General features: G+C 48.2%; 13 protein-coding genes. 7 read left to right on the top strand and 6 right to left on the bottom strand.

Translation table 11 applies throughout. The features are described 5' to 3' along the window. Positions 1 to 21 precede the first annotated feature (21 nt). Both QWY27_RS10870 and QWY27_RS10865 read right to left on the bottom strand, forming a co-directional pair. Positions 22 to 621, bottom strand: coding sequence for an FMN-dependent NADH-azoreductase (locus QWY27_RS10870; RefSeq protein WP_290197570.1), 600 nt, complete (start codon positions 619 to 621; stop codon positions 22 to 24). A gap of 65 nt (positions 622 to 686) precedes the next feature. Beyond that, entirely contained in the window at positions 687 to 1,388 is a 702-nt protein-coding gene (locus QWY27_RS10865; protein WP_290197568.1) for a pirin family protein, read from the bottom strand. A gap of 142 nt (positions 1,389 to 1,530) precedes the next feature. Here QWY27_RS10865 and QWY27_RS10860 point away from each other — a divergent pair, with 142 nt between their 5' ends. Further along, on the top strand, positions 1,531 to 2,478 hold the full coding sequence (locus QWY27_RS10860) for a LysR family transcriptional regulator (RefSeq protein ID WP_290197650.1): 948 nt from the start codon (positions 1,531 to 1,533) through the stop codon (positions 2,476 to 2,478). 4 nt (positions 2,479 to 2,482) lie between these two features. Here QWY27_RS10860 and QWY27_RS10855 read toward each other — a convergent pair whose 3' ends face one another. Continuing rightward, the gene (locus QWY27_RS10855; RefSeq protein ID WP_290197566.1) at positions 2,483 to 3,511 is read right to left on the bottom strand and encodes a PQQ-dependent sugar dehydrogenase; all 1,029 of its coding nucleotides are present in this window, start codon (positions 3,509 to 3,511) and stop codon (positions 2,483 to 2,485) included. Positions 3,512 to 3,791: 280 nt separating this feature from the next. Here QWY27_RS10855 and QWY27_RS10850 point away from each other — a divergent pair, with 280 nt between their 5' ends. Next, on the top strand, positions 3,792 to 4,913 hold the full coding sequence (locus QWY27_RS10850) for a muconate/chloromuconate family cycloisomerase (RefSeq protein WP_290197564.1): 1,122 nt from the start codon (positions 3,792 to 3,794) through the stop codon (positions 4,911 to 4,913). A gap of 28 nt (positions 4,914 to 4,941) precedes the next feature. On the opposite strand, the gene QWY27_RS10845 is transcribed toward QWY27_RS10850, so the two are convergent. Then, complete coding sequence (locus tag QWY27_RS10845) at positions 4,942 to 5,826, bottom strand: LysR family transcriptional regulator (protein ID WP_290197563.1); 885 nt, start codon at positions 5,824 to 5,826, stop codon at positions 4,942 to 4,944. Between the two features lie 234 nt (positions 5,827 to 6,060). Here QWY27_RS10845 and QWY27_RS10840 point away from each other — a divergent pair, with 234 nt between their 5' ends. Further along, positions 6,061 to 6,999, top strand: coding sequence for a Bug family tripartite tricarboxylate transporter substrate binding protein (locus tag QWY27_RS10840; protein WP_290197648.1), 939 nt, complete (start codon positions 6,061 to 6,063; stop codon positions 6,997 to 6,999). Between the two features lie 27 nt (positions 7,000 to 7,026). Further along, positions 7,027 to 7,308, top strand: coding sequence for a muconolactone Delta-isomerase (catC, locus tag QWY27_RS10835; protein WP_290197561.1), 282 nt, complete (start codon positions 7,027 to 7,029; stop codon positions 7,306 to 7,308). Here catC and QWY27_RS10830 read toward each other — a convergent pair whose 3' ends face one another. Further along, positions 7,309 to 8,091 (bottom strand): hypothetical protein, encoded by a 783-nt coding sequence (locus tag QWY27_RS10830; protein WP_290197560.1) that lies wholly within the window; start codon positions 8,089 to 8,091, stop codon positions 7,309 to 7,311. A 105-nt stretch (positions 8,092 to 8,196) separates the two neighbouring features. Between QWY27_RS10830 and QWY27_RS10825 the strand changes: the two genes are divergently transcribed. The 3 genes from QWY27_RS10825 (at position 8,197) to QWY27_RS10815 (ending at position 11,661) form a co-directional block, all read left to right on the top strand. Further along, positions 8,197 to 9,363, top strand: a complete 1,167-nt coding sequence (locus QWY27_RS10825) for a M20 family metallopeptidase (RefSeq protein ID WP_290197558.1) — start codon at positions 8,197 to 8,199, stop codon at positions 9,361 to 9,363. Positions 9,364 to 9,499: 136 nt separating this feature from the next. Beyond that, complete coding sequence (locus tag QWY27_RS10820) at positions 9,500 to 10,543, top strand: Bug family tripartite tricarboxylate transporter substrate binding protein (RefSeq protein WP_290197556.1); 1,044 nt, start codon at positions 9,500 to 9,502, stop codon at positions 10,541 to 10,543. 2 nt (positions 10,544 to 10,545) lie between these two features. Next, on the top strand, positions 10,546 to 11,661 hold the full coding sequence (locus QWY27_RS10815; protein WP_290197554.1) for a linear amide C-N hydrolase: 1,116 nt from the start codon (positions 10,546 to 10,548) through the stop codon (positions 11,659 to 11,661). Between the two features lie 13 nt (positions 11,662 to 11,674). Here the strand turns inward: QWY27_RS10815 and guaA are convergent, their stop codons facing one another. Continuing rightward, a complete protein-coding gene (gene guaA, locus QWY27_RS10810) occupies positions 11,675 to 13,267 on the bottom strand; it encodes a glutamine-hydrolyzing GMP synthase (protein ID WP_290197552.1) in 1,593 nt (530 codons plus the stop codon). Between the last annotated feature and the right edge of the window lie 13 nt (positions 13,268 to 13,280).

Here is a 13,280-nt window from a genome sequence, read left to right as displayed (position 1 = left end):
CGAAGCGTTCAAGATCTGATCCTAGCCAAGCAACGCATGAATTTGCGCATGGGCCGAAGACAATGCTTGCTCTGTATGTTCGGCACCCATGGCAAAACCCTCCGCATAGATGAACGAAACATCTGTCATCCCAAGAAAACCCAAAATCATTTTCAAATAAGGAACTTGATGATCGTTAGGTGTGTCGCGATAAATACCGCCACGGGCAAGAGCGACATATACTTTTTTGCCGGTTAACAGCCCCTCTGGACCAGTGTCGGTGTAGCGAAACGTCACGCCTGCCTTTGCAATGGCATCAATCCAGTTTTTTAGCTGACTGGAAATCGTAAAGTTATACATTGGCACGCCAATTACCAACATATCTGCTGCTTGAACTTGCGCAATCAAAGCGTTATCTAAATCGATGCGTGATTGCTGGGCTTGAGTTCGCTCTTCGGAAGCTGTAAAGAGTGCACCAAGGGCCTCTTGGTCAAGCGCCGGATGAGGCGTAATGGCCAAATCAAGCACCTCTACGATTGCTTCAGGGTGCTTGGTCACGAGACGAGCTGTGACTGCATTCGCGATTTGTGTTGAATTTGCGCCCACTGATCGGGCTGCACTATTGACTTGTAAAATCTTCATATTGGTGAATTCCTGAAATAAAATTTCTTAATAAACATTGAGTAATAATTGATTGTGCTAATTTGTTAAGCGCTAAGATCAAAAACTAAAACCTCTGCATCGACACCCTCGGTCAGCGTTAACTCACTCTCGTCTGATATCTTTACAGCATCGCCTGCATGTAAAGGTTGACCGTTGACCAAGAGGTGGCCGCGCACCAGATGAACGTATGCTTTCCGGCTGGGATCAAGTGCCATGCTGATGGACTCCTGACCGCTCATTAAACCGGCATACATCGAGGCATCCGCATGGATTTTTAGTGAACCATTCGCACCATCTGGCGAAGCAACTAGCCTCAGGGCGCCCCTTTTTTCACTCTCACCGAATGTTTTTTGCTCATACCCGGGTTCGATACCTTTCTGATTAGGTTCAATCCAGATCTGAAAAAAATGTGTCACGTCGTCTGGCGCATGATTGAATTCGCTATGCACCACACCTCGACCTGCACTCATGCGCTGAACGTCGCCAGGCGGGATGGAGGTACCATTGCCAATACTGTCCTTGTGCGCGAGTGAGCCTGAGAGTACGTAACTAATAATTTCCATATCCCTGTGCCCGTGGCTACCAAACCCGGTGCCAGGGGCGATGCGATCCTCATTGATCACACGCAAATTTCCCCAGCCCATCTGCTCGGGATCGTAATAACCGGCGAATGAAAAAGAATGGTGGCTTTTGAGCCAGCCGTGATCGGCGTAGCCGCGTTCTTGCGAAGTGCGAAGAATTAACATGCTCTGGGCTCCTAAATTAAAGTGTTTCGGCGAATCATGTATTTGAAGCGCCAACGGAATAAACAAAACTTTAGTTTTTAAAAGCCTATTTACGATCAATGTCATTTGATGGCATCATTCAAAAATATTGAATGGTCAAATGATGAAAAAACAAAATAAACCCACTGCGCGTCAAGTACTCACCCCTGAGGCGCTTGAAATGCTGATCCGCATAGCCGAGTCTGGCAGTTTTGCCTCGGCTGCACGCGCATCCGGGATGGTCCCGAGTGCACTGACCTATCGTGTTCGACAGATTGAAGAGGCGCTGGACGTTCTACTGTTTGACCGCAAGTCAAGACAGGCCCGACTGACAGAAGCTGGCACTGAACTGATCAGAGAAGGACAGCGAGTACTGAATGATGTCGATGCCGTCGCCAATCGAGTCAAGCGAGTCGCTACCGGTTGGGAGCCTCAGTTCACAATTGCCATTGACAGCATCATTCATCATGGAACTGTCATGGAGCTATGCGCTGAGTTTCTGGCGCTTGAACCACCTACTCGCCTACGGATCCGGACCGAGACCCTATCAGGAACACTTGAGGCCTTGACCTCTGGTCAGGCAGATTTGTCTCTAGGTGTCGTCGCGGAAGCTGGGGCCACAACGGGCTTACAGATAAAACCTCTTGGTATTCAACGTTTTGTATTTGCTGTAGCCCCCCATCACCCTTTGGCAAAACAGGCCGAACCCTTGAGTGACGATCTGATCAGGCAGTACCGTCTGGTCGCTGCGGCTGACTCTGTACAGCGAGGCGAAGGCATATCAATAGGTTTAATTGCGGGGCAGGATGTGTTTACTGTCTCAACAATGCATAGCAAGCTCGACGCGCAGCTAAGGGGATTAGGTTGTGGATTCTTACCTGAAGGACTTGCACAGCCCTACGTTGAAACAGGCCGTCTTGTGGCTAAACGAGTCGAACGACCTGAAAGACAAATCCACGCAAGCTATGCCTGGAGAAAAACTGCGACAAATGCGCGTGGTCGGGCGCTCCAATGGTGGCTGGGAAAACTTGAGCATTCGCACACACGTCAGGCATTGATGTCCAGCGACTGACCAATCAAAGAGAACTGGGCTCGAGCCTGAGCAGCGCACCGTCTGTGGAATCGGTCAACAGGTAGATCAAGCCATCAGGACCCATTCTTACATCGCGAATGCGTCCCACCTGTCCCTTTAATAAACGTTCTTCGTGAACAATCCTATTGCCCTTTAACTCCAACCGGATCAAACTCTGGTCACGCAAGGCCCCAATCAACAGATCACCGTTCCAATTGGCAAAGTGTTGACCTTTCACAAAAACCATCCCGGACGGCGCGATTGAGGGTACCCACACATAAACGGGTTGCTCCATTCCGTCTTTTATTTTTCCTTCGCCAATCTTCGTCCCCAATCCATAATTCACACCATGCGTGATCACAGGCCATCCATAATTTCGACCAGCGCGTACGACATTGATTTCATCTCCCCCCTGGGGACCATGCTCGTGCGTCCAAACCTCCTGGGTTTGCGGATGTATGGAGATGCCCTGAATGTTGCGATTCCCTAAAGTCCACTTCTCTGGCTTGACACTATTTAGATGAATGAAGGGGTTGTCGCTTGGCAGACGACCATCGTCGTGCAGACGAATGACAGAACCGGCATGATCATTTTGCGCTTGCGCTCTTTCTTTGTCCCCTCTGTCTCCCAACGTCAAATAAAGCATGCCTGCCTGATCAAAAGCGATCCTGCCACCAAAATGCTGTCCGCTGCGCGTCTTAGGCTCCATGCTGAACAACACTTGCACATCTGTCATACGATGATCTTGCAGCCGCCCTCTCGCCAAAGCGGTCCCCCAGCCTCCAGCCCCCGGTGCGTTGTATGCCCAATAGACCCAGCCATTTTTTTCATAGTCTGGATGCAAAACCACATCGAACAGCCCGCCCTGACCGCGCGACTCGATTTCCGGCAATCCGGAAATGGGGATTGGATCCAACTCAAATTTTTTGGTGATCAGACGCATCCGTCCGGAGCGTTCGGTGACCAGCACACGTCCGTCGGGTAAAAAAGCCATCGACCAGGGGTTTTCCAAACCCTGTACCAATGTGAACACCCTAAAAGACTGCTTTTCGGATTCAATGGTGACAGGAGAGGCGCGGGAAACAGATTGAGATTGCGCATCAACGGCCGCGAATGGCACTAGCGCCAGTAACAGAATAAGAGACGCTATTTTAGAAACGCATGGCATCGACATCGGTTTAAACACGAGCACCCCCACTAGATAGTCAGACTTTTAAAGTATGGATTAGGACTTTAATCGTATTAGACCCGGAGCAACCAAATTCCTATACTCAAACAAGTGAATTCACATATTGAAGCTGGACTCAAAACTTATGCAAGCTGCCATCACAGAAGTCTCAACCCACATTCTAGACATACCAACCATTCGACCCCATAAATTATCGGTTTCCGTGATGGAGCATCAGAGCATGGTTCTTGTGCGGGTGAGAACCGCTGAAGGAATAGAAGGAATCGGTGAGGCCACGACCATCGGTGGTTTAAATTACGGCGGAGAAAGCCCGGAGAGCATCAAGGCAAACATCGATCATTACTTTACGCCCCTGTTGATTGGTCAGACAGTCAAGAGTCCCTCTGCAATCATGGCGCGCATTAAAAAAGCGATTAAAGGAAATCGATTCGCAAAAAGTGCGATCGAAACAGCCATATACGATGCCTTGGGAAAAAAATTAGGTGTCTCTATTGGGACATTGCTGGGTGGAAATATCCATAAAGAAATTGGTGTGGCCTGGACGCTTGCCAGCGGAGATACTCAGCGTGACATTGACGAAGCACAAATGATGCTTGATTTAAAACGCCATAATTTTTTCAAATTAAAAGTGGGGCTGCGTTCTACAAAAGATGATCTGCGACATATATCGGCTATTAAGCGGGCGCTGGGACAAGACATCAGCGTTCGAATCGATGTCAATCAGGGATGGACTGAGAGTCAAGCGATTCAAATGTTGCGACCCCTCGCAGATGCGGGTATCGATCTGATTGAACAACCACTCCATGAAAAAAACCACCAGGGCATGGCACGCCTTGCAAATTTGGGGGTTCTGCCAATCATGGCGGATGAGGCACTCAAGGGACGTGAAGATGGTTACGCACTGGCGGCAAATCGCTGCGCAAATATTTTCGCGATCAAAATTGAACAAGCTGGCGGTCTGCGAGCCGCTCAAGATCTCATCGGCATTGCACAGGCAGCTGGCATTGAAATTTACGGTGGCACCATGCTGGAAGGACCAATTTCAACCATCGCATCCGCTCACCTTTTTGGCACAGTCAATCATCTTGATTGGGGATCTGAAATATTCGGGCCATTGTTGATGAAAGATAGCATCTTGGCCGAGCCTCTGGACTACAGCAACTTTACGCTTAAGATCCCTGACGGCCCAGGCTTGGGTATTGTGCTCGACGAAGAGAAAGTCCGTCACTATTCCCGAAAACATTGAGGTCAATGCGCAGTGCATCAGCGCATGATTATTTTGCCATGGCCTTTTTGGCGAGTGCCAACGCCGACTTGAGAAAGTCAGACTGATCGTTTTTACGCCAACTCAGCATAATTGGAGAGGTACATCCCGAATCACTTAGGCGGATGTACTTCACCTCCCTGGCGAATAATCCTTGCACGGACTCAGGAACAATCGCCATGCCGACACCTGCTGCCACAAGCCCCAGGGCAGTCTGGAGCTCATTGACCTCTTGCATACTCGCCGGAAGATCCCCATTTCGCCTGAAAATGTCGAGCACGTGGTCTGCGTAGCTAGGCCTCGGGCGTGCCGGATATAAAATTACATGCTCCGAGAGAATTTTTTTAATGCTGAGCACTGAGGAGTCAGCCAAAGCATGCTCTTTAGGCAAAGCAACCATCAGTTGCTCTTCCCATAAAACCAGTCGATCAATCTCTGGATCCGAGAGCAGAATCCTCCCGACTCCGATATCAATGCGACCTGTTTTTAAAGCTTCAAACTGCTGCAAGGTAATCATTTCGAGCAAACTGATATCAATATTTGAATCTATTCCTCGCAGTTGTCTAATAAAGCCGGGCATATAGCCGTACAAGGCGGAGGGAACAAAACCAAGTCCAACCCGACGTTTTTCCCCTTTACCAATCCGCTGCGTAGCATGAATCGTCTCAGATAATTTTTGGATCATTAAATCAGTTTGATCTAAAAAATAACGGCCCGCCTCTGTCAGTCGAATCCCACGCCCTACTCTTTCGAAGAGTTCGACGCCTATTTCCTCCTCCAGCAACTTGATCTGACGACTCAGAGGTGGCTGAGCCATATGTAAAGATCTAGCCGCACGGGTGAAGCTCAATTCGGTCGCAACACGCTGGAAATATCGGATTTGCCTGAGCTCCATCTTTTATACCTATAAAGTATGAGTCGTAATAAATATAGTCTTAGACAAGCCAGAACCGCAACCCGATAATCAATATAAATCAGCAAGGTGCCGCAGCTGCGCCATCACATTGACACCGAAAAACAGGAGTTCACTTTGAAACTTGGCCACCTCATCAAAGATCAAGCATTTGCCCTCGGTCAATACACCCGGCTCCTCAGGCTAGGAATCGTTGCTGCAGGTTTATCATTGGCGATGCATAGCAATCCGAGTTTAGCCAAGAGCCCTGCAGACAACTATCCGGATAGAGCCATTACGTGGGTGGTACCGTTTCCACCAGGCGGCGCAATGGATGCCATCGCCCGTGTCTTGGGAAGAACGATGAGCCAGGAACTTGGGCAGAGTATTGTCATAGAGAACAAGCCAGGGGCTGGAGGCAATATTGGCGCAAGCTATGTCGCGAAAGCAAAACCTGATGGTTACACCATTATGATTGTTGCGAACGGGATGGCCGTCAACCCATCTCTGTATCGCAAAATGAGCTATGACCCAATTAAAGATTTTGAACCCATTTCGCTACTTGCCGCAGTCCCTAATATTCTCGTCACTCAGGCTAGTCGCTCGGATGTCAATTCGCTAAACGATGTGATTGCTCAAGTAAAAAATAAACCGGGTCGATATAGCTATGCATCCGCGGGCGTTGGCACCTCCATTCATCTTGCCGGCGCACTTTTCACTTACATGGGTAAACTCGACATGCTCCATGTCCCTTACAAAGGGAGTGGTCCCGCTGTCACGGATCTAATTAGCGGTCAAGTCGATTACATGTTCGACAGCATTACCTCAGCAAAACCGCATATCGAATCCGGCAAACTAAAGGCCTTGGCAGTCACGACGCCTAAGCGTTCGTCCACGCTCCCAAATCTACCAACCGTGGCTGAAAGCGGAATGGCCGGTTATGAACTCACACCTTGGTTTGCGACTTTTGCGCCGGCAGGCACGCCAGCGGAAATTATTCAAAAACTCAATCGCGCTATGATTCAAGCGATGAATACAGATCAAGTACAGAAAACCTTTGCCTCGATTGGTGCTGAATACATTGGTAGTAGTCCACAAGAGCTGAAAAAATATTTGGGTGAAGAAACAGCGAAATGGCAGAAAATTATTTCTGAAACAGGTATTTCGGTAGACTGACCCTTTTATCACCCACAAGGAAGCATCATGCTTTTCATGGTTCAAATGACCGTCAATATTCCGCTGGATATGCCTGCGGAAGTTGCCAATGAAATCAAGGCCCGAGAAAAGGCCTACTCACAAGATCTACAACAAAAGGGTAAGTGGGCGCATATCTGGCGCGTGGTCGGGGAATATAAAAACGTCAGCATTTTTGACGTCGAAAGCAACGAGGAGCTGCACGGATTGCTGAGCGGGCTGCCTCTTTTTCCGTACATGGACATTCATGTCACAGCGCTGTGCACCCACCCTTCAACGATTGGTCGCTAATTAGAATCTAAAGGTTGCTGCGATGGCAGCGCCGAATAGATTGAGATCTATCGTGTTTTGATTGGGCTTGAACTGATAGTAGACATTTTTAGCTACCAGGGAAACATCCCCCCAATCAAAAGCACGGCCGATGCCAAGATAGGCTTGAGAAGTAAAACTCGAGGACTGTCCCGCACCCACGTCAACATAAAAAGGGACAAAATACTTTGAATTGTCGAAGTTATAACGCCCTTTCACGCCAGCAATACCTGCCGCGAGCTGAAGATTGCTACTTTCAGAAAACGACCGATCAATCTGCGGAGCATAGATAGAGGTGCGTGCGTTTTGCCACAACACTCTCGCTCCAACTAAACCATCAAGCTGCAGCGATGGTGAGCTAATAAAGTTGTAAGTCGGTGCAAGGGTTGCAATTGTCATGGTCATATTAGTACTTGATGACAAATCAGCACGGCCAACGACCCTCGATGAAGAAGAACCTAAATTACCGTACATGCCGTCAAGATAGATGCCATAGGGACCGCGACGAGCTTCTGCGACGAGCATCGCTGCCATTTTCAGGTTGGACAATACATCACCAGGCGTCAATTTGACTTGCCCCAAGCTTGATCCGTTGTGTGAGACGGAGCCGGTGATACCGATTGCCCAAGCGTAGGGGGTGACTGAAAAGCGCCATTGATCAGATGACGGCCCCGATGAGTGACTTAAGGAGGATGGCGAAGGTTGAGCGCTTGCAACATGCGAGACAAATACGCTGCAAAACAGCGCTGATAACAGAACCTTCATGATGGGCTCCTCATAATTATAAAAATTTTGGTCAGTTTCAAATTATACTTAAATCGACATTATATAAAGCTTTATTTAGCAAATACATCTTAAGGTCAATCATTCATGCAAACTAGCCCCGCCTATTGGATCGAGACCCAACAACATGCCATGCTTGACCTTCTAAAAGACTTGGTCAGCATTGATTCGCACAGCTATTACAAAGAGGGTGTCGCGAAAGTATTTAGACGCCTTCAAGTTTTTTTCGAAAGCCATGGTTTAACAACTGAATCACACTTTGTAGATGGCATAGAAGCAGCTTTATCCGTAACAGTCAATTCGGGCTCGAGTAGTAATCGACCTATTTTGTTGATGGGGCACTGTGACACCGTTTTTCCAAAAGGCGAAGTGGAAAAACGCCCTTTTCGTATCGAAGGCAATCGTGCCTATGGCCCTGGTGTCGCTGATATGAAAGCGGGTGTGGTGATGAACGCTTTTATCATCGCATCGCTTGCACATACTGGGGTGACATCACCTGAAGTCACTGCTCTTTTTACTTGCGACGAAGAAATCGGTTCGCCTTTAAGCAAAAGTGTTATTGAAAAATTTGCAAAAAAATCGGCTTTTGTATTTAACTCCGAGCCCGGACGCCCATCAGGAAATGTCGTAACAGGTCGGAAAGGCGGGATTTTTCTTGAAATGGATGTGCAGGGTAAAGCCGCACATTCAGGCGCAAATTTCAGCGAAGGAATCAATGCGATTTCAGAAATCGCCAATAAAATCGTTGAACTCGACAAGCTAACTGATATCGATGAGGGCTTGACCGTTAGTGTTGGCTTGATATCCGGCGGTCAATCTGTCAATACTTCAGCGCCCTCTGCAAAAGCCTCCATCGATGTTCGTGTGAAAGACCTTGAACAACGCGAACAAATCATGAGTCGAATCCGTTGCATATGCAATAAAAATTTCATAACGGGAACCCTCTCAAAACTCGACGTGATAGGAGAGTTCAAACCCTTCGTCCCCTCGGAAGACTCTCAGGCTTTGTTTAGGCTATATCAAGATACGCTCGCTAGCCTCGGGCACAAGACTGATCAGGAGTTTAGCGGCGGCTGTGCAGACTCAGGTGTGACCTCTAGCCTCGGGGCCATCACGCTTTGCGCAACAGGCCCCATCGGAGGGAAATTTCATACCCCTGATGAATATACTGAAATCGATTCCTTCGTGCCCAGAGCCAAGGCGGTTCTCATGACATTAAACAAAGTGCACGAGATCAAAAAATATCTCGTATAACTTATAGCTTTTTCCATATATGGAAATTAGTGTCACTTTATTCCGGGTAAATCCTTAAATCCTGTAAAGACTCTTTTCCTCTGAAAGATTGTGTACTAAGCTCGTCCAAAGCGAGCAAATAATCCACCCTAAATATTTGGAGCGTTTAGCCTCGCTGAGCGATCAGCCGTGGATTTTTCACCCTATCAAAGGAAGAATAATGAGCTTTCGAAGATTGTGTGCCCGACGCTTTTTTATTGCTCTTGGTTTGAGTCTTACGTTCGTTTTAACAGGCGTATATGCGCAAACTTATCCGAGCCGCCCTATCACTCTTGTGGTTCCGTATAGCCCCGGTGGATCAACAGATCCAGTTGCCCGACAATATGCATCGCAACTACAAAAAGTTCTCGGTGTGGATGTGACGATCGAAAACAAACCAGGGGGATCGGGTACGATCGGCACTGGCATGGTCGTGCGTTCAAAGCCTGACGGATATACGCTCGGTCTGGCAACAAACAGTATTCTTGCCTACCAGCCCTTGGTCAATACAGGTCTTTCTTTTAAATCACCAGAGCACTATCAACCCATTATCAAACTTGGCTCGATGCCGGTTATTTTGGTTGTTCGGTCAGATGCTCCGTGGAATAATTTTTCAGATTTTGTCCGGCATGTAAAAGAGAATCCAAGCAAAGTTCGTGCTTCTGTTTCAGGACTTCGTACCGTACCAGACTTAGTTGCTCAAGAATTCAACAGAACTGCTGGTACAAAATTACGTACAGTCCCCTTCACTGGCGGAAGTGGCGAAGCTCTGGTCGCCCTTTTAGGGAATCGCGTTGAAGCGACACTTTTTACCGGAGCCGTCGGCATACCAAGCCATGTCCAGGCAGGAAAAGTGCGTGTACTAGCTGTATTCGACAAAGGTACTTACGGACCTGTTCCAGAGGCGCAATCTACAATCGATGCCGGCTACAGCACGACTTTAGCAGCTTCTTTTTATATTATTGGGCCAAAGGGAATGCCATCGGATGTTCTGAATAAACTCAGTCAAGTCTCAATGGAAATCGTAAACAGTCCAGAGTTTAAAAAGTTTGCAGAGAATGGATATGCACTTGATCCCAAAGGGCCTGATGCACTGAGTGCAGAAATCATTAGAGATACAAAGACCTTTGACAGTTTATTGAAAGAAATGGATCAAAAATAACCATGTTCACACAAACCATTCAACCAGTTGTCACTAAAATTTTGTCTTGTGCAGTGGCTTTACTGATCGCTGCACCAGCAAACGCCTGCACAACTTTTCGCTTGCAATCCAAAGATGCTGCCTGGGTAGTAGGCCGGTCAATGGAACTAGGCTTGGACCTTGAGAGCAATGTGATGCTAGTACCACGTCAATTTGCGTTGACTGCGATGCTGCCAGGGATGAAGGCAGGAATGGGATGGACGAGCAAATATGCTTTTTTAGGAATTAATACTTTTAATCTTGGCGTGGCCACTGATGGCATGAATGAGGTTGGTTTGTCCGCCCACGCCTTATACATTCCTGGTTTTTTTGAGTATCAGACATTTCCAGCCGATGGTAAAAACGTCATTGCTAATACTGATCTGGTCAACTGGACGTTGAGTCAATTTGAAACCGTTGATCAGGTTCGTGAAGCCTTGGGTAAGGTCACTGTTTACGGGTTGGACGTACCAAAGGCAGGCGTTCAACCTCTGCATTGGGCAATACGCGATGCTAAAGGTGGCTCAATCGTCATAGAGTACGTCAAAGGTCAGCTCGTTATCCATGACAATCCAATCGGTGTGCTCACCAATGCGCCAAATTTTGATTGGCACATGACCAACCTGCGTAACCATATCAATCTCACCAATATCAATGTGGATGGCTTGAGACTGGGTTCGATCACACTTCCTCCCATTGGACAGGGCACGGGTCTAATAGGTTTACCAGGGGATTACACTCCACCAGCCAGATTTTTGAGAGCGACGGCACTCGCTTATTCATCTGTGCCTGCAGAAAATGCGAAGGGTGCAGCGAATCTTGCCTTTCATATTTTAAATGCCGTGGACATCCCGATTGGTGCCGTGGCGGAGAAAACTCTGTCGAGAAGTGATGGCAAAGAAAAGCTCGCTTATGAGCAAACTCAGTGGGTCACAGTCTACGATTTGACTAACAAGATCGCCTACTTTCGAACATACGGAAATTTGAACATCCGACAGGTAAATTTAAACAAAGTGGATTTTGGGAGTCAGGCAATTCAGTACATACCGATGTCACGCGAAATGATTGCGGAAGATTTGACACCGGCAGTTAAGAAGTAAGGATTGACTGAATTTATTCCCACTCAATCGTTGCAGGCGGCTTGCTCGATACGTCGTACACGACACGATTAATACCGCGCACTTCATTAATGATCCGAGAGGAGACTTTTGCGAGCAAGGGATATGGTAGCGGCGCCCAATCGGCAGTCATGAAATCTGAGGTCTGGACGGCTCGCAGGGCAACCACATAATCGTAGGTACGACCATCGCCCATCACGCCAACCGATTTGACCGGTAGGAAAACGGCAAAAGCTTGCGATGTCAAATCGTACCAAGACTGTTTTGTTTCTGGATCAATGGTATTGCGAAGCTCTTCAATAAAAATTGCATCGGCTCGGCGCAACAGGTTGGCAAACTCAGTATTCACAGCGCCCAAAATACGCACACCCAGACCGGGACCTGGAAAAGGATGGCGATAAACCATGCCATGTGGCAAGCCCAGTGCCACACCAAGCTTGCGTACTTCGTCTTTGAACAACTCACGCAAAGGTTCGAGTAACTTAAGGTTCAGGGTATCGGGTAAACCACCCACATTATGGTGTGACTTGATGGCAACAGCCTTACCTGTTTTAGCACCGGCAGACTCAATCACATCCGGATAAATCGTGCCTTGAGCAAGCCATTTTGCTTGCTTGAGCTTGCCGGCTTCAGCCTGAAACACCTCGACAAACTCACGACCGATAATTTTACGTTTTGCCTCAGGATCCGATACGCCCGAAAGCTTGCCCATGAATTGCTCTGTCGCATCCACATGGATGATGCGCACACCCATGTTTTGAGCAAAAGTCTCCATAACCTGCTTGCCTTCGTCAAGGCGCAACAAACCATGATCGACAAACACACAGGTCAGCCGATCTCCGATCGCCTTGTGAATCAGTGCGGCGGCTACCGAAGAGTCGACGCCACCAGACAAGCCAAGGATCACCTCGTCATCACCGACCTGCTCTCTAATGCGGGCAACAGCCTCGTCAACATAAGTTGGCATCGTCCAGTCGCCAACACAGCCGCAGATATCATGAACAAAGCGGTTGAGTAGATCCTGACCTTTGATTGTGTGCGTCACTTCGGGATGAAACTGAACCGCATAGAAACCACGCGACTCGTCTGCCATGCCGGCGATTGGGCAAGATGGCGTTGAAGCCATGACTTTAAAACCCTCAGGCAACCGAGTCACCTGATCACCATGACTCATCCATACTTTGAGCATGCCGTGCCCTTCGGGCGTCGTGAAGTCCTCGATATCTTTCAATAAGCGAGTATGACCGCGCGCACGAACCTCTGCATAGCCAAACTCTCGGTGATCAGAATAATTAACTTCACCACCCAATTGCTGAGCCATTGCTTGCATACCGTAGCAGATGCCCAGTACGGGTACGCCAGCTTCAAAGACAGCATGTGGGACTTTCAGGGAATCTTCGTCATACACCGATGCATGACTTCCGGACAAAATGATGCCCTTGAGGCCTTGTGAAATTTGATTTTTCAAAAATGAGGCATCAACATCGCCGGGGTGCAATTCGCAGTACACCCCAGCCTCTCGCACGCGACGCGCGATGAGCTGGGTTACTTGTGAACCATAATCAAGGATGAGAATGCGCTGATGCATGAGATGAAAACCT

The sequence above is a fragment of the Zwartia vadi genome (genome assembly GCF_030410375.1).
In the GTDB taxonomy this organism is placed as follows: domain Bacteria; phylum Pseudomonadota; class Gammaproteobacteria; order Burkholderiales; family Burkholderiaceae_B; genus Zwartia; species Zwartia vadi.
The sequence above is the reverse complement of the archived record's forward strand: the minus strand, read 5'-3'. Positions and strand labels throughout refer to the sequence as shown.